At 41.1% G+C, this 19,701-nt stretch carries 14 protein-coding genes and 1 CRISPR repeat array (1 of these 15 only partly in view); of the genes, 9 read left to right on the top strand and 5 right to left on the bottom strand.

Annotation, left to right across the window (positions count from 1 at the left end; translation table 11 throughout):
* A CRISPR array of direct repeats spans positions 1 to 3,304; the repeat unit is 30 nt; unit sequence CTATCAATCGTACCTTAGTGGAATTAAAAC (it extends 8,918 nt beyond the left edge of the window).
* 568 nt (positions 3,305 to 3,872) lie between these two features.
* Positions 3,873 to 4,151, top strand: coding sequence for a helix-turn-helix domain-containing protein (locus tag HQ39_RS05955; protein WP_052079494.1), 279 nt, complete (start codon positions 3,873 to 3,875; stop codon positions 4,149 to 4,151).
* A gap of 170 nt (positions 4,152 to 4,321) precedes the next feature.
* Here the strand turns inward: HQ39_RS05955 and HQ39_RS05960 are convergent, their stop codons facing one another.
* From HQ39_RS05960 to HQ39_RS05975, 4 genes are read right to left on the bottom strand one after another with little or no spacing between them, the layout of a single operon-like run.
* Positions 4,322 to 4,867, bottom strand: a complete 546-nt coding sequence (locus HQ39_RS05960; protein WP_052079495.1) for a hypothetical protein — start codon at positions 4,865 to 4,867, stop codon at positions 4,322 to 4,324.
* 5 nt (positions 4,868 to 4,872) lie between these two features.
* Positions 4,873 to 5,358, bottom strand: a complete 486-nt coding sequence (locus HQ39_RS05965; RefSeq protein WP_036864660.1) for a hypothetical protein — start codon at positions 5,356 to 5,358, stop codon at positions 4,873 to 4,875.
* A gap of 12 nt (positions 5,359 to 5,370) precedes the next feature.
* On the bottom strand, positions 5,371 to 5,838 hold the full coding sequence (locus HQ39_RS05970) for a hypothetical protein (protein WP_036864662.1): 468 nt from the start codon (positions 5,836 to 5,838) through the stop codon (positions 5,371 to 5,373).
* 6 nt (positions 5,839 to 5,844) lie between these two features.
* On the bottom strand, positions 5,845 to 6,147 hold the full coding sequence (locus tag HQ39_RS05975; protein ID WP_036790464.1) for a hypothetical protein: 303 nt from the start codon (positions 6,145 to 6,147) through the stop codon (positions 5,845 to 5,847).
* Positions 6,148 to 6,252: 105 nt separating this feature from the next.
* On the opposite strand from HQ39_RS05975, the gene HQ39_RS05980 reads away from it, so the two are divergent.
* Genes HQ39_RS05980 through HQ39_RS05990 form a run of 3 tightly spaced genes read left to right on the top strand, consistent with a single transcriptional unit; the run spans position 6,253 to position 15,535 of the window.
* Entirely contained in the window at positions 6,253 to 6,768 is a 516-nt protein-coding gene (locus HQ39_RS05980; protein WP_052079496.1) for a hypothetical protein, read from the top strand.
* Positions 6,765 to 7,811: a hypothetical protein gene (locus HQ39_RS05985; RefSeq protein ID WP_036847371.1), complete on the top strand. Its 1,047-nt coding sequence runs from the start codon at positions 6,765 to 6,767 to the stop codon at positions 7,809 to 7,811. Before HQ39_RS05980 ends, HQ39_RS05985 begins: the two co-directional genes overlap by 4 nt.
* The gene (locus tag HQ39_RS05990) at positions 7,799 to 15,535 is read left to right on the top strand and encodes a hypothetical protein (RefSeq protein ID WP_036864664.1); all 7,737 of its coding nucleotides are present in this window, start codon (positions 7,799 to 7,801) and stop codon (positions 15,533 to 15,535) included. Before HQ39_RS05985 ends, HQ39_RS05990 begins: the two co-directional genes overlap by 13 nt.
* 24 nt (positions 15,536 to 15,559) lie before the next feature.
* On the opposite strand, the gene HQ39_RS05995 is transcribed toward HQ39_RS05990, so the two are convergent.
* The gene (locus HQ39_RS05995; protein WP_316931420.1) at positions 15,560 to 15,985 is read right to left on the bottom strand and encodes a phage integrase SAM-like domain-containing protein; all 426 of its coding nucleotides are present in this window, start codon (positions 15,983 to 15,985) and stop codon (positions 15,560 to 15,562) included.
* Positions 15,986 to 16,086: 101 nt separating this feature from the next.
* Here HQ39_RS05995 and HQ39_RS09420 point away from each other — a divergent pair, with 101 nt between their 5' ends.
* From HQ39_RS09420 to HQ39_RS06015, 5 genes are all read left to right on the top strand, one after another.
* Positions 16,087 to 16,242 carry a ThiF family adenylyltransferase gene (locus HQ39_RS09420; protein WP_081964543.1) on the top strand — a complete coding sequence of 52 codons (156 nt, stop codon included), beginning with the start codon at positions 16,087 to 16,089 and terminating at the stop codon, positions 16,240 to 16,242.
* A gap of 70 nt (positions 16,243 to 16,312) precedes the next feature.
* Positions 16,313 to 16,675 carry a helix-turn-helix transcriptional regulator gene (locus tag HQ39_RS06000; protein WP_052089720.1) on the top strand — a complete coding sequence of 121 codons (363 nt, stop codon included), beginning with the start codon at positions 16,313 to 16,315 and terminating at the stop codon, positions 16,673 to 16,675.
* Positions 16,676 to 17,013: 338 nt separating this feature from the next.
* Positions 17,014 to 17,835, top strand: coding sequence for a 3-methyl-2-oxobutanoate hydroxymethyltransferase (gene panB / locus HQ39_RS06005; protein ID WP_036864666.1), 822 nt, complete (start codon positions 17,014 to 17,016; stop codon positions 17,833 to 17,835).
* Positions 17,836 to 17,855: 20 nt separating this feature from the next.
* Positions 17,856 to 18,512 (top strand): trimeric intracellular cation channel family protein, encoded by a 657-nt coding sequence (locus tag HQ39_RS06010; RefSeq protein WP_036790452.1) that lies wholly within the window; start codon positions 17,856 to 17,858, stop codon positions 18,510 to 18,512.
* Between the two features lie 130 nt (positions 18,513 to 18,642).
* Complete coding sequence (locus HQ39_RS06015) at positions 18,643 to 19,698, top strand: asparaginase (protein ID WP_036864669.1); 1,056 nt, start codon at positions 18,643 to 18,645, stop codon at positions 19,696 to 19,698.
* Positions 19,699 to 19,701: the final 3 nt, after the last annotated feature.

The raw sequence follows: 19,701 nt of genomic DNA on the forward strand, positions 1-19,701 counted from the left end.
AAGTATCAAGCACATAAACCTTCCCCCACTCCTATCAATCGTACCTTAGTGGAATTAAAACGGGACGGGTGTTCGAGGGGCTCTCGCAGAGCGTCGACACTATCAATCGTACCTTAGTGGAATTAAAACCCTGTACGGGGAGGTCGAGATAGCCGCCGTGGTGGCTATCAATCGTACCTTAGTGGAATTAAAACTTGTGATGCTGTCTGCTTGCGGTGAGACAGAGCTGGCTATCAATCGTACCTTAGTGGAATTAAAACTTTTGAGTGTGGATGTTACGGTGCATGTTTCAGCGAAACTATCAATCGTACCTTAGTGGAATTAAAACTCTGTTCGACATTATCAGTTGTTTTTGAAACGTCTTCCTATCAATCGTACCTTAGTGGAATTAAAACCTTTCAATTCTTAAGTGGATTGGAGTTTTGTATGAAGCTATCAATCGTACCTTAGTGGAATTAAAACTTTGGTTATAATGAGAGGTATGCTGAACTTAAGTCTCTATCAATCGTACCTTAGTGGAATTAAAACAAAATAATGAAAAAGACCAAAAACGAAATATTCAACCTATCAATCGTACCTTAGTGGAATTAAAACTATACTCCCCAGCTTATATTCTGTTTTGCAATGGACCCTATCAATCGTACCTTAGTGGAATTAAAACAAGGCACGAATAAGATTATCACGTTTATAGATAGAACTATCAATCGTACCTTAGTGGAATTAAAACACCTGCGAGGATGCCTGTCTCGAACTTGATTGTAGCCTATCAATCGTACCTTAGTGGAATTAAAACTTTTGAACTCGCTGCAGATTCGAGACAGAGCGGAATCTATCAATCGTACCTTAGTGGAATTAAAACTCCCAGGTCGCCGGGGGCTTTGGCAAGGGAGCTGACTATCAATCGTACCTTAGTGGAATTAAAACCGTCTACAAAGCGCATCCAGATCGGATATTATACGATCCTATCAATCGTACCTTAGTGGAATTAAAACTCTTCTTCTGCGTCAGACCAAAGATGCCTCCTGCGACTATCAATCGTACCTTAGTGGAATTAAAACAAGTCCGTCTGTTTCAGCGTCGACGGACAAGATTACTATCAATCGTACCTTAGTGGAATTAAAACCTTTTGTTTTTATCTTGTTGATATTCACCCCCATCCTCTATCAATCGTACCTTAGTGGAATTAAAACGGGGTGCTCGATAGGAAGCACCGTACCGACGTATCCTATCAATCGTACCTTAGTGGAATTAAAACCCCGAAAAATTTAAGGATGAGTTATTTAAGCGTGTCTATCAATCGTACCTTAGTGGAATTAAAACAAGAGATGAGAAAAAGTAGAGGACTCAGGAATAACAACTATCAATCGTACCTTAGTGGAATTAAAACGTTGGAGGTCCCCTTCGCAAAGGACATCATCACCTTGCTATCAATCGTACCTTAGTGGAATTAAAACGGGCGAACGAACGGACAAATAGTGTTCGACTACAAACTATCAATCGTACCTTAGTGGAATTAAAACAAGGCGTGCAGGACAACCAGCGTCCTGCAGCCGACGCTATCAATCGTACCTTAGTGGAATTAAAACAGTCTAATGGAACTTACGAAGTGTCTAAAGGCTTCCTACTATCAATCGTACCTTAGTGGAATTAAAACATGTAATTTCCCGCGAAAAGGTCGTTAGTGTACGACACTATCAATCGTACCTTAGTGGAATTAAAACTTGATGAACTCGATATTTCCCTTCAAGCCGGTAGAGACTATCAATCGTACCTTAGTGGAATTAAAACTGCTATCTCCGTCTATTGATACAACAACAGAGGATTCTATCAATCGTACCTTAGTGGAATTAAAACGCGATTGGCTACCAGTTTATTCAAGATGAGTCTAACTATCAATCGTACCTTAGTGGAATTAAAACAATTATTCGCGTCCGCAGCGAAGACTTGCATCTTGCTCTATCAATCGTACCTTAGTGGAATTAAAACCGTTGCCGTCCGCATCTGTAAAGATGAGATTGGCGTCTATCAATCGTACCTTAGTGGAATTAAAACACTTTATAACGGGCACAATCACTCTCACTGATGACTCTATCAATCGTACCTTAGTGGAATTAAAACCCTCGAAAACAAACTCATCCTGATAGACCCAACAGCTATCAATCGTACCTTAGTGGAATTAAAACAATAGTTGCCCGGTACGCCTCGCATCACTTCTCCCACTATCAATCGTACCTTAGTGGAATTAAAACTCCGGAATGTTCCGTTTTCGCCTCTCGTCATTATTGCTATCAATCGTACCTTAGTGGAATTAAAACACGGTCACAAAGTGGACGGTGAGAGAGGCTTCTTTCTCTATCAATCGTACCTTAGTGGAATTAAAACACAATGCAGAGTCTGTCTATTCCGCTCTGTCTCGCCTATCAATCGTACCTTAGTGGAATTAAAACTCCTTTATATATGTCGTTTTGACTTGAACATAGAAACTATCAATCGTACCTTAGTGGAATTAAAACTACCCATACCAGGAAGAGGGGATAAATAAAGCCTCTATCAATCGTACCTTAGTGGAATTAAAACACCCTCTTGGGAATCAAGCAGGGAAATCGTTGTCGGTCTATCAATCGTACCTTAGTGGAATTAAAACGCGATTGGTTACCAGTTCATTCAAGATGAGTCTAATGCTATCAATCGTACCTTAGTGGAATTAAAACGAAGAGCTTACTCGCAATGTTTATTTTTTTACTCCTCTATCAATCGTACCTTAGTGGAATTAAAACGCACAATCACTCTCACTGATGACTATTCGATTGACCCTATCAATCGTACCTTAGTGGAATTAAAACTTGGTACCAGCTTGAATCTTCTTTCGTTATGCACGCTATCAATCGTACCTTAGTGGAATTAAAACTAGCAAACCGGCTAAAAGAGAACAATCAGATCAAGTCTATCAATCGTACCTTAGTGGAATTAAAACATTTTCTCAAACCTTGGTATGCAGGAAGTCTCTAATCTATCAATCGTACCTTAGTGGAATTAAAACCAAGACAATCATTTGTTTCATTTGCAGTCTATTTTCTATCAATCGTACCTTAGTGGAATTAAAACCAAACGATGACGAGGCTATTTTGCACGCTATGCAGGCTATCAATCGTACCTTAGTGGAATTAAAACGAATATCCTCCTTTTTATGTCGCTTTCGAGGATATATCTATCAATCGTACCTTAGTGGAATTAAAACATTACATGCGATAATACTCTCAGGTCTTGGTGTAAACTATCAATCGTACCTTAGTGGAATTAAAACGCTCTACTAAAAATAGAGCGTTATCATAATATACGACTATCAATCGTACCTTAGTATCTTCGCTGTTGTTTGTTAGCGTATTTGCTTTGATTGTTTCAAGCTTCTCTTCTACTCGACAAACTAATGTATTCTCTTCATCTTCTACTTCGACATAGAAGATATTGTAGTCTTGTATCTTGTTCAAAAAGCGTTCATATTCTTCTCGTTGCTCTTCTGTTAGACTTGCGTCGAAATCTTGTTCAAATTCTTCGTTAAAAAGAAATCTGAAGAAATTATGATCTGATTGAGCTTCAAGTTCTATGTACTCTCTGAAAGAAATTTCGTGAGTATTTACTTGTTGTTCGTAACTCTCTCTCAGAACTTCAATCTTGCTGCTGTTAATAGTTATCATTGCTGTAATTGTTTTTAGGTTTATACTTGAGTTTTATCTTTGCACTGCAAAGGTAATGATAAAAATATTACAAACAAACAAAAAGTAATGTTTAACATATACTTTAACTTTATTTAGTAATACAAATAACATTACGATTGAATTATATAGTAATTTTGTGGTATCAGTATTAGGAGGATGGATAATATCGAAACATTACTAAGAGAGAGAGGTCTGACGAAAACCGCGCTTGCGGAATTGTTGGGCATCAAGAAGCAAAACTTAAACAACCTGATGAAAAACCCGACTCTGGAGACAATCAAGAAATTTGCATCCGTGTTGGAGGTTCAGCCGTACGATTTATTCAAAAAAAAAGAGACTCAAATATATGGGTATCTCGAACTCGACGGAGAAGTGAGAAAGGTGTCTTCTATTTCAGATCTCGAAAACATACTGAAGACGGCTAAGAAGGTTTAATATCTTTATATTTGCCACAATCGAACTTTGAGGGGAATTAAAACAACGGGCTATGGAGACCGCTCGTGCGACCTTTTAACTCTATCAATCGTACCTTAGTGGAGAAAAAACAGGGGCGAAAGTACAACGCTCTCGCCCCTGTTCTATAATAGCCCGATCTGGAAGTTGTGTCAGAAAGGTCTCTTCGGTATTCTTGCCTTGCCTGTTGCGCCTGTCAGGGCGGTTTTAATCTTCTTCTTGAGGTCTTCTACCTTTATCGTCCACTCCGGCTTGAGGTGTGCATAAGTGATGCTTATCCAGTCTTCTACAGCTCTGCATACAAGATACTCATGTATAAGTGTTTGCAGTAGATTTGCTGTTGTAATGGAGAATTTGTCATGCACGTTCATTGTTACATGATAAGACTCCGGAACATGGAACTCATTAGTGTATTCGCTCTTGTCGTCCACTTCATCTTTTGTTATTCTGTAAAGTAGCTCGACAACTTCATCAAAAGCAAGATTCAAGACCCTTGTAACTCTGTCGATGTTTCCATCTTGAGCAACATCTATAGTCATGTGTCTTGCGTTTTCTATCTCTTCGCTGATTACCTGCCCCTGAACATAGCAATAATTAGAGATGTCGTACAACAGAGCCTCACGACCGAAGCAGTATTGCAGCTTCTTCTTCCCTGCCTGTATCTCTAAATCACGGGGTATGTATATATGATAGCTCATTGTTATTATGACCTCACGGGTCTTTTTCTCTGATGTATAGATCTGATAAGGTTGTATACGTTCTCTTGAGACTTCGCGAGATACGTTGCAGAACCTTCTCTGTTTGTAATGTCAAACCAATCTGCTATTGATTTGTTAACTATGTACTGATGCGCCTCTGTTGCGATTGTGTTGGCAGAGGCGGAGTTGTAATTTTCAGGCATAGAGAGAGCCAGAGTGATATTGCTACTTGAAGAAATCAGGTTGTTTGAAGCAGTTGAGCTGCTATCTTCAATGTATTCAGATAGTATTGATCTGAGTTTGTTATAGTGATCTCCGATACTTCTAAGTATTTGATTTAGTTCTTCTTCGTCATTGTTTGCCTGCATATATGCAGCCTTGTCATGATTCCCATCGTCTCTCTTCGATCTACCTGTCAAAAATGTTTTGTTCTGTATGTCGTAGATCATCTCTGAGATATGTAGTGTAATCGTTAGATTTTTTCGTGCCATCTTATTTCTGTTTTATATTGATACTCGTTTTGGCTTTGCTCTGTAATATATGAGAGCCTTAATTTCTTTGAGTTGCCCAAGTGCTTGTTGTACGTAAGAAGAAGCAACATTCTCTCCTTTTGTCATTGTGAGCCATCTGCTTGATATAGAGTTGATAAAGTAAGAATGTATAGATGTCTCTATGCTGCTTCTTAGGTTTGTGTCGAAGCTCGACGGCATAGCAAGTGTAAGTGTATAGTCGCTTGAAAGATCCACTTTTGATGTTACCTTTTGAGTGCTAACTGCTTTTATGTACTCTTTAACCACCTGAGTGATCTCATCGCAAGTGCTGACCCAAAATGTCTCAAGCATCAGCCTGTCTGCATCAGATGTAAATACTTTTTCGTATGTGCTTTCGTCGTTCTTCGCTATATAAGACGTCGTCTTCGAGACCTCTTCATAGACAGACGTCTTTTTTATTGTTATGCTTATCTCTTTCATTATTCGTTATTCGTTGTTGTCTGCTTTCGATAGTTCAACGAGTTTGTCTTCTATTGTTTTAACCTTGATAGTTTGATCTTCAAACTGCACACTTTGCAACCTGGGTGCGCAGTATGGAAGAATTGCGACAAACGTTCTGCAATAATTTACTTCATCAAGAGCGTTCATTCTCTGTATAAATGTTTCCATGTTATTATCAACAAAGTCCTTGATCATAAGACGAACCTCTCTTGTGATAACATTTTCAGATCCTTTTTGTCTCCCTCCTCTTCTGACGCCTTTTTGTTTCGTCTCTTTGCTATTATCCATCTCTCGATTAAATACTTACGAGTTTAATATCTGCAACACTTCTACAAATATCGTATCGTACTTTCGCTCTTAGATTACAGATATTAAATTCTTATATATAAGTATATGTTACCAATCGCAATTGGAGCCGGAATGTCCGTTCTTGGAAGTGTCCTCGGCGGCGTCCTTCAGGCAAATGAGATGAGAAAAGCGCAACAAGATCTTGAAAGCAGAAAGCAAGCGAATAAAGATCTGTTCGATAGAAGGTACAATGAGGATGCAACTCAGAGAGCATCTGCTCTCAGAATGATCAACATGGCTTCTGACGCTATCCGCAACAGATCTAACAGGTCGGCAGGGGCTCAGGCTGTAACGGGCGCAACGAATGAAGCAATAGCGCTTGAGAAGGAGACCGCCAACAAGGCTATGACAGATGTCGTTTCTGACATTGTGGCGCAAAACGATTATAGAAAAGATGCGCTTGAAAGAGCCTTCTTAAATAGAGATGAGGCGTTCAATGCTCAGGTCGCTCAGATGAAACTCCAGAGAGCGCAAGGTGTTGCTGATGCTGTGAGAGGTGTCATGAGCGCCGGTGCTTCTTTTGCTGCCAATCCGCTCTTGTCGAAAGGAGGAAAGCAATGAGAACGATAGACGCAATAAGCAAAAGAAGAACATCGGTCCGGCAGGATTCCGGCACTGAACCCAAGCAAGGAACTGCGATCTCAGCCCCGACACTTCAACCCATATCTACTGCTCCGGCTATTCTGCCAAAGGTGGAATCTGATGTTGTTGTGAAAGCTCCAAACACAAAGATGTCCTACCAGGATGCTATAGATATATTAAATCAAAACCACGAAAAGAAGGAAGAAGAGATTGCAAAAAGAGAGGGCAGGAATATGCTGCTTGCTTCAATAGGCGATGGCATATCTGCTCTATCTAATCTATTCTTTGCATCTAAAGGAGCATATAGTACATACGATCCTCGTAATAGCCTCTCCGGAGCTCTACAACAGAGATATGATAAATTGAAAGCTGAAAGGGATAGAAATAGAGATGCCTATATCAACTATTCTTTGAGAGCTCGCCACTTCGACGATCAGAGAGCAGATCAGGATAGACGCTACAATCTTGCTACACAAAGAGAAAAACGAGATGCACAAGAGCAAGACGAGAGAATGAAAAGGGACAGAGAAAACCAAATAAACAGGGCTGCCCTTGATTATTACAAGATAAACGCAGCCAAATCGGATGCTGGCAGAAAGGAAGTGGAGGCTGCTTATCAGAAAGATCTGTCGCAGAGTCAAATAGACAGAAACAGGGCGGCAGCGTCAAGCAGCAGGGCTTCTGCCGCTAATAGCCTGGCAAGTGCGGAGAAACACAAAAAGGGTAAGACGATATCTATCCCGATAGACGGAGAGATTGTTGATATTGAGGCAGGTAGGATCAATTCTGCGACAATCGGGAAAGGTTTTGCAGACTTAGGTCTCAGCGATGAAAGAGAGGTCAGGTCTACACGAGAGAATCCATATCAGGGCAAGACGACCACCGTATCTCGAAGAAAACTTACAGACGACGAAAAGCTTGTACACATTATAAATGAAGCAAACAATGGAAATGAGAGGGCGAGAGAGTTTGTGTACAAACTCGCCGGGAAAACAAAACCTAAAGCAACATGGAGATGGTGAAAGCGCAAGATAAAGAACTGAAAAGAATATATCAAACACTGTCGAAGAATTTCGATGGCATAGGATCTGAAGATGAGTTCAAGAAGAGAATGCAAGATGAGGGTAGCCGAAGGAAAGTCTTCGACTACCTTAAAAGCATAGACGGTAGTCTGAAAGACTTCGACACATTCTCTGATAGAATTGTTGTCCGTCCCAATCTCAATATGAGAGTATCTAACGAGTATGGGGAGGAGGAATTTCTGCCAAGGCGAGGAAGTAAAACAACCATACAAGATAATTCAAAAGACGGGTCCCCTTCTCAGAGAAACAGCACTCCCATAAGACGATTTGATGAAGGTTTTATGCAGGGAGGTAAGGCGCTTATACAAGGTGGGAAAGCTCTTGCGGGAGAAACTGCGAATCTATTTACAGGATCGAGCCGTGATGCCTCTGAGGCTATCAAGGTTTTGAATGATTTTGATGCTCTTGGAATAGACATAGATAGCTACGAGAAATCTTTGGGTGCCAAATTAAAGTATAGAGACTATCTGTACAGCAAAGCGCGCAGGGAGTGGGGGGATATGTCTAAAAAAGATAGAGGCTTTATATCTGAGGCTTTGTGGCGCATCAGCAACCCGGAGCCACAGAGATACCAATATAACAAGGAGGATAATAAGGGAGCCATTAAAGCTCTAAGAAAGGCAATAGAAGAGTCCGGAGGAGATAAGAAGAAAGCTGTCGAACTGCTATCCAAGTGGTCTAAAGACAAAACATGGGGGGATGAGATTATATCAGAGGCGGGCAAAGAACTTTCAGAGCAGAGACCGGTAGAGGGCGCTGCTTGGTTTGGCAATCTCCTTCCTCAGATGGTGCCAAATATAGCAGCTGTTGCAAGTTCATTACATCCTGCCACGAGACCTCTCGCAAGACCTCTTGCGCAGATAGGGATGAGCGGGATGACTGCATCTGCGACAGGACAAGCAATGGCGGAGGCCAGACAATATAGCGAGCAGGAAGGAAAGAAAATAAGCGATGGAGATATTTGGAAGTCCGGTATCACATCCGGAGCCATTGAGTATGCAACGGAGAAGATCCCTCTTGATTATTTCTTTGGATGGCTAAAGAAGCCCGGAGTCAAAAACAGCATAGGGAATGCTGTAGGGAAGGTTGTTGAGGATAATCCCATAGCACGGCAAGAGATGTCTAAGCTTGCAGAAAAAGCAAGCAGAGAGCTTGGAGCGGATGCTTTTGGGAGGAAAACATTACTGCAACTCGCTAAAGATTCAAGCGTTGAGGGTGCGAGTGAATTCGCTGCTGAATACCTTGGAGCATTTGTTCCTGTGATATATCAAAACCCGGAAGATTATCCTACGCTTAGCGAGGCACTACGCAATGGATTCGAGGGAGCAAAAGCAGGTCTTTTCATGGGCGGGGTTATTGGTGGACCTAATAGGATCGCATCCAATTATGTCAACAAAAAGAGACGGCAAGCACAGGGAGCGGTCTATGTAGTAGAGTCTAAAGATGGGAATATATCGGAAGTCTTAGGACTTGACAAGAATAATAATTTGATTGTTCAAGATTTTGATGGCAACCAGTCTTCTCTGTTACAGAGCGATATTGCAGAATATACCTCTATCCCTTTTGAGCAATTCAGCAAAGGATTTTCCGATCAGGTAAATAATATTGCAGAGAAGAGCAGAGAAGAGGGGTATAGCATAGAAGATCCTACTCAGAAAAATCAAGCAAAGATGCTCTATGATAAGAGCAGAGAAGTAGTAGAGTCTATTTGGGGAGGAGATCCGGATGAGGAGCTGTTGAAATATGGCAATACACCTGCAGAGCAATTGCACTCCTTGAGTGAATCCGGAACAGATGAGGAGACCATACAGACAGTATCTGACTATATCAATGCTCGATCTGCCTACGAAGGCATGATTGATAAGGTCATAGAAAGTGTAGACCTGAAGATCTCCCAAGACAGAGAGACAATACAGTCTAACGCCAATAAAGATGGCAACGTATATACAACTAAGATACACGGAAGAGATGAGACTGAGTACTATATCGTTGGTGGGGACATTCATCTACTCGAAGACGGCAGCGGAGATGTAGATAAAGAAAGCAGTAGCGGAAGCGTTGTTGTTAAAGATTCATCAACAGGAGCGCTTGAGATGGTCTCTATAGATCAGCTTTCAGGCGTACAATCTACGCCCATTGAAGATCTCCTTTCAGAGCTTGAAACAACTGTTCGACAGAATGAAATGCAAAGGCTTGCGGGAGAGATAGATGGAGATCTGCCTTTCAATTCCGGAGATGTGTATGAGATAGATGGACCGGATGGCAGTACAAGTTCTGTGCAAATTCTTCAAAGCAATCCGGATGGATCTGTTGTTGTTTCTGATGGACACAATCAAGAGGTTGCCAAACGAGAGGATGTGCAGGCGCTTGTTGATCTGAAGAAGAGAAACGACCTATTCGGAAGAGCAAAAGACGAGGGCAATGAATCCCGGATGCAATACGAGCCGGGGAATGTTGTACGGCTCGGTGATGGAATTGAGGGGGAAGTCGTTCGTGGAGAAGATGCGGATGGCAATATACTTGTAAGAGTAGAGAAAGATGGGCAAGAGTCGGTCATTCAGCACCCATCAAAAGACATCGGAACGACTGATGTAAAAGATTCTGCCAATGATGTTTATATCCCTGATAAGATCGAAAATGAATCTGACTCAGAAGAACAAAATAAGATAAAGCCTCCTGTTGATAAAAATGGAAATATAGATTATGACTCCATTGGTGATGCGCAGATGTACGCAGATGCTCTTGTGTCTGAATTTCCGGACGACGTATCTCTGCAGTCCGAGATTATCAATGATGAGGTGGATAGGATTCAAGCGCAGATAGATCATATTTCTTCTCCTGAACAATCGAAAGGGAAAAGGAGGATTGAGATAGAGAGAGAAAAGAAAGCCTTGAAGGAGAGACTCCGAATGCTCAAACAAGCAGAGGAACTTCTTAATCCTAAAGATATTCAAGAGGATGAGACATCTGTTAGTGTTGCAGAAAATATAGATGCCTCGGAAGACAAACAGCAAGGCGATAATGAATTAGAGGATGAAGTTCCTGTTTCTTCTTTTATAGAAGAGATGAGGGAGAGCATAGATACCAATCCCTCCGAGGCGCAGAAAGAAGCCGGCAACTATAAGAAGGGACATGTCAAGGTGGATGGATTTTCTATTACAATAGAGAACCCTAAGAATAGTGAGAGAAGCGGAAAAGACAAAGATGGAGTGGCATGGAGCGTAACCATGCGAAATGACTATGGATATATACTTGGAACCAAGGGCAAAGATGGAGACCATATAGACATATTCTTGTCCGACTCGCCGGAGGAGGGGTCTGTCTTTGTTGTAGACCAAATAAAAGAAGACGGCTCTTTTGATGAACACAAGGTAATGTATGGCTTCTCCGGTATAGAGGAAGCCAAGGCAGCATACTTATCCAACTATTCACCCGGATGGAAAGGTCTTGGCAATATAACAGAAGTTTCTAAAGAGAATTTTAAGAAGTGGATAAAGTCATCCAAAAGAAAGACCAAGCCGTTTGCGGAGTACTCTTCTATGAACAGGGAGGAGAAAAATCCGGACTATCTAAACGAGTTGGAAGAGTTCAGAAAACAGACGGACACGAGCGGACGGACGAAGATAGACGAGGCAGCATACGATTCTGAAGAGTTGTACGCTCCTTTATTGGTTGATGGGATGCCGTCAAAATTGGCTGTATTAACGGCGGTATCAGACAATATAACAGACCCGGCTATTCAGATTGCCGTCTATGACTATTCTGACGAAATAGATGAAAAGACAAATGAGGGATGGCAGAAATGGGCAGACCTTTCAGATGAGTATAATAGTGGAACCAAAGCCCCCGACAAGGCAATAGAACGAGGAGATACAGGCTCATTGGGCTTTAGAACGGTAGATGCTGCTTTGGAGTTTGCAGATTGGTTTGAAAAGAAAAAGGCTGGCAGCATCCTGTTTAGAGAGGGTCAGACGAATGTTTATTCCGACGAGGAGCGGAGCATAATATCTAAAGCAAAGGACGAGGGGATATTTATGCTTGCTCCCAATGGCAATCCTACAAATCTCAATGAAAATCAGTGGGTGCAAGTTCGTACCAAAGCTTTCAAAGATTGGTTTGGAGATTGGGAAAAGGTTGCGAGGGTTGAGAAACTTAGGAAGTCTGAGCCCGTTATCTTGCAGGGCAACGAGCACGAGGGCAAATATGAGCTAAACAGAGATAGTGCTAAGGCTTGGATAAAGGATAATCTGAGAGGAGAATACACTATTTCTGACACAGGGGAAACTGTTGCAATAGGTCGAAAGGGTGTGAATAAGGCAACCTCTCACAGCATGGGCAATGAGGCTCATTTGAAAAGTCTTGTCGCAGTTCCGCAGTTATTGGAGAAATCTATTTTTATTGCAGAAGAAAAAGCAGAGAAAAAGGGGGCTCAATACCCAATTTATCGCTATTATATAACAGGTATTCAAATTGGCGGAGAGGATTATACTGCAAAACTAACTATAGGGGTAGACGAGAATGGGCGCAAATACTACGACCACGCTCTAACAGAGATAGAAAAAGGAAAGCTACTTGACCAATTAAACGGACAAGTAGCTTTAGAGAAAGGCTTTATATCAATGGGGGCAGAGCCTGATCCATCTGTTGCCTTATCTCGTGTCAAAGATACAAAACTTGTTTCTCTTTTGCAAACCAACGCCTCAAAGGTTGTCGACGAAAATGGAGAGCCAATGGTGGTGTATCATGGAACATTATCGAAAAGTCTGACAGAGTTCAGCAAAGATTTTATAGGCAGTCGTTATAGCTTTGATGATAAAGGGTTCTTCTTTATCAGTAGCAAGAAAATCGCGGAAGATTATGCGACATCAGAGTTTGATTCTTCTAAAAAGGGAGAAGTTGTTGATGCCTATGTGGAGCTGAAGACTCCACTAATAATCGATGATAATTGGTGCAGGAAAAACGGACTTGGCAAAAACATATTCAAAGATTATGATGTAATAGGTTTTTGGGATAGTTACCAATCTTTAATTATAGAAGAGTCTGAAAACAATGATGGTGTGATCATTTATGATGGGAAGTCCTCTATGGTTGTTGCTTTTGAACCTAACCAAATCAAGTCTGCCTCAGAGAATGTCGGCACATTCTATTCTGAAAATCCAAGCATACTATTCAGAGAAAGCGATACACCGCTAAGAGAATCTGAAGAAGAGATCTTTGCAAGAGGTCAATTATCTGATGATATACCTGAAGACTTCGCCTCTGTACACTTTGCCTACGAACCCGGACTTAGACACATATATGCGAACCCGGAGGCGTACGACAAGTTGGAGGCGATGTATAAAGAGAATGGCGGATATTTGGAAGAAGGGTGGGAATATGAGTTCTCGTCTGAAGATTTTACCCTGAAGAAAGGGTATGTGTGCTGCAAATCCTCAAATGAGTATGAGTATCCTGCTATGATACCGGGAGCCGGTGATGACAGCTATTGCGTATTCTTCGAGGGTGAAGAGGTCGCAAGGATATATGATGGTGTCGTGGCAAAGGTTGGCAAACTGCTTGATGTCTGGAAAAGGCAAAAGGGAGGGAGCTACGAAAAGATGGGTGTGCAAAAATCTGACTATTCGCAAGGCGGCAACCTTAAACAGATCAATGAGCGATTTAATGATGATTTATTCAATTTGACGGAAGAGAACGCCGGTAGAGTAATCTTATCGCTTGGAACTCCCAATGCAGTACTGAAGAGCGTTGGAATAAAGGACATGCCAATCCGTCTATATGGTGGTAAGGTGATAAAGAAAGCTAAGAAGCACGGCTATAAAGCAATCGATTTAAGGGACCTTCCTCAAGCTATGTCTGATCCGATTTTTATTTTCAAAGGAAGTCAGGAGAACAGTTTTGCGATCCTAACGGAATTGACCATTGGGAATAATAGTATTCTCATAAGCTTGTCTATAGGTAAGGGAGGTGCCGATGTTGATTTTAACATAGTTTCATCCATATATGGCAAGGAGAATAATAGTGTTCTTTCTTGGCTCACAAACGACAGAGCTTTGTATATAAACAAGAAGAAAGCTCTTGATTATATTGCCAGCGCTTCCGCTCCAATTGCGGATGCTAAACATAATAACCAAGAGCTTATCTCTGCCACAAAGGTAATAAAAGAATTTGAAAACCCAAGCACAGGAGATAAGGATGTTAGGCTTAGAGATGCAGATGGTGCGAATAAGGGCATCGGTAACGGCACTGAGCGAATCGAACAAGCGGTAAAAGATCTTGCCGAAAAGCTCGGAGAAAATATACGAATCGTCAAAGATGTAAGAGAGATCAAGAGCCTCAACAAAGGGACGGAGATTCGCATGCAACGATCAAAAGGATGGTATGATTTGTCTTCAGGGGAAGTCGTACTACTGCTTGAAAACGCGACAAGCGAGGCAGATGCAAGGGCTACTGTTTTTCATGAGGTGGTTGGTCATAAAGGTTTGAGAGAGTTGTTCGGTGATGATTTTGATGCTTTCCTTGATAGGGTTTATAGTCAAGTCTCTGTCAAATCAAGAGAGCGCATCAACGAGAAAGCAAAGGAAAAAGGATGGGACTTCCGCATGGCAACAGAGGAATATATGGCAGAACTCGCAGAAAGAGGTTTCTCCGATAATGAGGAGCATTCTTTTTGGAGGAAAGTGAAAAGCTTGTTCATGAAACTTTTGGACAAGGCGAGTGTTAAACTTGGATTCTCTTTGACGGACGACGATCTCAGGTATATCCTGTGGAGGAGTTATAAGAAGATGACCGATAAGAGCTTGCTTGCGGAGGCAGATAATGTCTCTATGAAAAACAAACTCGGCATAGGTGCTTTCAGAGAAAAAGGTAGAATACCGGAAAATAATTACCGAGACGAAGAGAAACCTGTAACCGGAGTGGCGAGAGAGTATTACGAAGAGAAAGTAAAAGGTTTCGGATATAAGATGATGGAGGGATATGTGGATCATTCAAGGGGTCTGTTGAAGTTTCAAGAGGCTCTTGAGAAAGAGCATGGCAAGCCAATCGAGGCTCACGAAAACGCCTATCTCGGTCTTAACAGGTTGAGTAGCGTTAATACTTTTGATATGGAGGATTACATGCTTAACTATTTCAAACCTCTCATGAAAAGCGTTGCCGATGTTTCCGATAAGAGCAAAAGCGGATACAATGATCTGTGCAATTACCTCATTGCAAAGCATGGTCTTGAGCGCAATGAATATATGGCAGAAAAGAAAGCTGTAGAGGCATTGTTCAAGGGTAAAGATGTAGATTCGGAGTTGGCAAGAAAAACAAAAGAGAGCTTCTTGAATGAGAAGGAGGCTCTAAAGAAGAGGCTTGAAGACAGAGAGATTTCTACGGCAGAGTTCAGAAGAGATCTTGAAGACTTGAGGCATAGATACCTCCCAAGGTATAGGAGATATAGAGCTATGGACCACTCAGGATTGTCGGCCTTAACCGGCGACCCTGTGAATTTTGAGTCGTTATCCAAAGAACTTGTTTCGGAGTACGAGAAGGGACGAGAGTCGGAAATACAAGGATTATGGGATAAGATTAGGTCTGCGACAGGCGAGACTCTGAAGAAAGCATATCATAGCGGCCTGATCAGTCGTCAGCAGTATGAGCATATAAGTGGGATGTATCAGTAAGTTATTATTATCCACATTACTGTCCTAGAGGGCGACCAAATCGGAATACCTCGACCCTGTCTCACAAGCAAACACAAATAGGTTTCGGATAATTACAGACAGCCCTTTAAGATCAAGGTTGTACAAACGCTCTATCTCATCATCGGACGAAGCAACCGTTGTAACCTCCTCAATGCCCATCTTGTAGTCCGAGTAGTCTCTGCGGGCATCATATCCATCACGCTTGAGGCGATTTAAGGTTGAGATGATTGCTTGTATTATTTTGACGACCGTGTTGTGTCTAAGCTCATAGTTCTGCCGCACAAAATAAAAGAATGCTTTGACCAGCAGATAGCTGAAATCACTATTATTCACCTCCGTACCTATATAGGCTTCGAGGTATTTGGCGGTGTTGCGCAGCGTGCTTTTCATGCTCGCTGCGCACCTTCTTTGCGAGGAGGAGATATTCAAATAAGCATATCTGTCAGAAAATCAAAATAATAAGTCTTCATAAATAGGAAAGGGATTACGACTTGTCAACGAGCGAACTTCTTTCATTAATGATGATTACTATGTGCCGATATAATAGAAATAGAATCTATGTTTCAGATCAGCAACAGACAACGATTAAATCTTTCAAGGTTCTACTTGCAGGGTGTGGCATAGGAAGTAATATAGCCGAGGCTCTACTGCGCCTCGGCTTTGAGACAATTACGCTAGTTGATTGAGATATTGTTCAAGAGAGTAATCTAAAGCGCCCAAATTATATGCTTTAGCTTTTTTAGTATATAAAATTGTATGCCCGTATATATAAAGAGTTATATTTACGTAGTAAAACAAGAGGAGATGAGAATAAAGGATGTCTTAAAAGAAAAAGGTATGACCTATCAGATTCTTGCAGATGCAATGGAGGTGTCTTTGCAATCTGTCAAGAGGATGCTTAACGCAGAATCCATTACAACCACAACAGCCGAGAGAATAGCCAAAGCAGTCGGGGTGCCTGTGTGGGAGCTTTTTGTTAAAAGGGAGGAAGTTATAGGAGAAGATCTGATGGCACTTGTCTCCCATAAAGGGAACTACTATAAAGCGGAAACAATATCGGAGCTTGAAAATATAGTAGAGTCAATAAAAAGCGATAACGGGCTTGTAGAAAGCCTTTAATATCTCTATATTTGCGACAAATCAAATCTTGAGAAGAATCAAAATTCCTGTTAGTTGATCTCTTTGTTGATTTGTCCTTTGATTTATCAATCGTACCTTAGTGGCAAAATATAAAGGATATTGGCTATATATGTTGTTCTATCAATTGTACATTAATGATTTGAAAGAATAGAGAGAATTAATCTCTAATTACTTGACAGCATAATGTTATCCTTGAGGAAAGATGATATTTGATTTTTTGCACAGATAAGTCAGGTCAAGAAAAATTTTATGGATTTTCTTTTCTACCTTTGTACTCTTCTAATTACAAGGATTTTGAACAAAAGATAAAGGGAAATATGAGCAATTATCTCAGTAGTGATAGAAAAAAAGTAACAACTCACAGACTGCTGGAAATGAAACAGAGGGGAGAGAAGATAAGCATGCTTACAGCTTATGACTTCTCTTTCGGTGGATTGATAGATGAGTCGGGCATGGATGTTATTCTTGTTGGGGATTCTGCCTCTAATGTCATGGCTGGGAATGTTACTACTCTTCCTATTACATTGGATCAGATGATTTATCATGGTAAGAGTGTGATGAAAGCTGTAAAGCGTGCTCTCGTTGTTGTAGATCTTCCGTTTGGCTCTTATCAAGGAAATTCAAAGGAGGCATTGCACTCTGCTATACGTGTGATGAAAGAGACGCATGCCGATGCTATTAAGATGGAAGGCGGTTCAGAGATTACCGAGTCTGTTCAGAGAATTTTGTCGGCGGGTATTCCAATAATGGGACACCTGGGACTTACTCCTCAGAGCATAAATAAATTTGGCACGTATGCTGTTCGAGCAAGAGAAGAAGCCGAAGCCGAAAAGCTTCTTGCTGATGCGAAACTTTTGGAAGAATTGGGATGCTTTGCTCTTGTGTTGGAAAAGATTCCGGCACAACTTGCCAAACAAGTTGCAGAGAGTGTAATGATCCCCGTTATTGGCATTGGAGCAGGTGCCGGAGTAGATGGACAAGTACTTGTTATGCACGATATGCTGGGAATATCTCAAGGGTTTTCACCAAGATTCCTTCGTCGCTATGCCAAACTTAATGAAGTTATTCATGAAGCATTGAAAGCTTATATTAAAGATGTGAAAAGCGGAAACTTCCCTAATGAGAATGAGCAGTATTAACTGTCTATAGAAGTAGATTGATGGTAGATTTTATTACGATTTGTGACTATCTAGGCACATTTGCTTTTGCTATATCCGGTATCCGATTGGCTTCTGCGAAGAAGTTTGACTGGTTTGGTGCCTATGTTGTAGGTTTTGTTACTGCGGTGGGTGGTGGTACCGTTCGAGATCTTTTTTTGGGTGTAACACCTTTCTGGATGATACAAGAGTCATATCTTATTATCTCTTTTGTGGCTTTGCTTTTTACCGCAATTTTCAAAAAATATCTGGTCCGTATGCAGAATACGGTTTTTCTTTTTGATGCCATAGGGCTGGGATTATTTGTTGTGGTTGGTGTTGATAAAACATTGGATTTGGGTTTCCCATATTGGGTTGCCATTATCATGGGAACTATCACCGGCTTTTTTGGTGGAATGACTCGTGATATCCTTATAAATGAGATCCCTCTCGTTTTTAGAAAGGATATTTATGCTCTCGCATGTGTCTTAGGTGGGCTTATTTATACAATTTTGGTGAGTATAGGTGTGAACTTAGGGCTTACCCAGTTGTTGTCTGCTCTTAGCGTAATTGTGTGTCGTGTTCTTTGTGCTTGGTTTAACATCAGCCTTCCTGTACTAAAAGGGGCAGAAGAACAGGAGCAGAACAAAGACCATCCGGATAAAACACCTTTTATATAATGCTGTATAGAAGCCAATTCTGATCACTCAAGAGTTGAAATAAAGTTGTATCTTTGTTTCCTATCATTCGGGAGGATAACTTCCGATAAGTGTTTTGCTTTTGAGTCTCTAAAGAAAAAAGAATAAAAAGATGCAAGTTGGTTTCAATAAACCATCAGTATTGCTTATTTATACAGGTGGAACTATCGGTATGATAGAGAATAGTGAAACTGGGCTTTTAGAAGCTTTTGACTTTCACTACTTGGAGGCACAGGTCCCGGAGTTAAAGCGTTTTGGATATAATATTTCATCCGTCTCTTTTGATCCTCCATTGGATTCTTCTTCAATGGAGCAATTCTCATGGATAGAAATAGCCAAAGTTATAGAGAAGAACTATGACATTTATGATGGCTTTGTAGTATTGCATGGAACAGACACGATGGCTTATACTGCATCTGCTCTTTCTTTTATGTTGGATGATTTGGCTAAGCCTGTGATATTGACAGGGTCTCAGCTGCCAATCGGGAAGTTGAGGACTGATGGTAAGGAAAATCTTATAACATCAATAGAAATAGCTGCTGCTAAAAGGGATAATGGATTGCCTTATATTCAGGAAGTTTGTGTCTTTTTTGAAAACAAATTGATGCGAGGAAATCGAACAACCAAAATTTCAACGGATCATTTTAATGCTTTTGACACACCGAATTTTCCTCCTCTTGCTGATGTCGGAATAAATATACACTATTCAAAGGCAGTAAGAAGTGCAAGTTTATTGCCATTGAATGCACCATTAAAGATTTCAACATCAATGGATGCCAATGTTGTTGCACTAAAGCTTTTCCCAGGAATAACTCCCATTGTAATCGATCAAATACTGAGCATCCCAAACCTTAAGGGTGTTGTCATGGAAACTTTTGGCAGTGGTAATGCTCCTACTCATGAGTGGTTCTTATCGGCCTTACGTAATGCGATAGAAACGCGAGATATTGTCATTGTAAATGTTACCCAATGTATTATGGGGGCTGTTGAAATGCATCGCTATAAAACGGGAAATGAACTTTTAGAAGCAGGGGTTATAAGTGGAACAGATCTCACCTTTGAAGCTGCTCTATGTAAGTTAATGTATCTCTTGGGTAAAGGACTCCCTATGGGTGCGGTTAGGAAACTTATGCAGGAGCCATTAAAAGGGGAAATAAGTTTGGATTGACGA

The sequence above is a fragment of the Porphyromonas sp. COT-108 OH2963 genome (assembly GCF_000768895.1).
Lineage (GTDB): Bacteria > Bacteroidota > Bacteroidia > Bacteroidales > Porphyromonadaceae > Porphyromonas_A > Porphyromonas_A canoris.

Bases quoted from the DNA above. Each gene is read 5' to 3' on its own strand.
- HQ39_RS05955 (WP_052079494.1), top strand. From the start codon at position 3,873: ATGGATAATATCGAAACATTACTAAGAGAGAGAGGTCTGACGAAAACC.
- HQ39_RS05960 (WP_052079495.1), bottom strand. From the start codon at position 4,867: ATGAGCTATCATATATACATACCCCGTGATTTAGAGATACAGGCAGGG.
- HQ39_RS05965 (WP_036864660.1), bottom strand. From the start codon at position 5,358: ATGGCACGAAAAAATCTAACGATTACACTACATATCTCAGAGATGATC.
- HQ39_RS05970 (WP_036864662.1), bottom strand. From the start codon at position 5,838: ATGAAAGAGATAAGCATAACAATAAAAAAGACGTCTGTCTATGAAGAG.
- HQ39_RS05975 (WP_036790464.1), bottom strand. From the start codon at position 6,147: ATGGATAATAGCAAAGAGACGAAACAAAAAGGCGTCAGAAGAGGAGGG.
- HQ39_RS05980 (WP_052079496.1), top strand. From the start codon at position 6,253: ATGTTACCAATCGCAATTGGAGCCGGAATGTCCGTTCTTGGAAGTGTC.
- HQ39_RS05985 (WP_036847371.1), top strand. From the start codon at position 6,765: ATGAGAACGATAGACGCAATAAGCAAAAGAAGAACATCGGTCCGGCAG.
- HQ39_RS05990 (WP_036864664.1), top strand. From the start codon at position 7,799: ATGGAGATGGTGAAAGCGCAAGATAAAGAACTGAAAAGAATATATCAA.
- HQ39_RS09420 (WP_081964543.1), top strand. From the start codon at position 16,087: ATGTGCCGATATAATAGAAATAGAATCTATGTTTCAGATCAGCAACAG.
- HQ39_RS06000 (WP_052089720.1), top strand. From the start codon at position 16,313: ATGCCCGTATATATAAAGAGTTATATTTACGTAGTAAAACAAGAGGAG.
- panB (WP_036864666.1), top strand. From the start codon at position 17,014: ATGAGCAATTATCTCAGTAGTGATAGAAAAAAAGTAACAACTCACAGA.
- HQ39_RS06010 (WP_036790452.1), top strand. From the start codon at position 17,856: ATGGTAGATTTTATTACGATTTGTGACTATCTAGGCACATTTGCTTTT.
- HQ39_RS06015 (WP_036864669.1), top strand. From the start codon at position 18,643: ATGCAAGTTGGTTTCAATAAACCATCAGTATTGCTTATTTATACAGGT.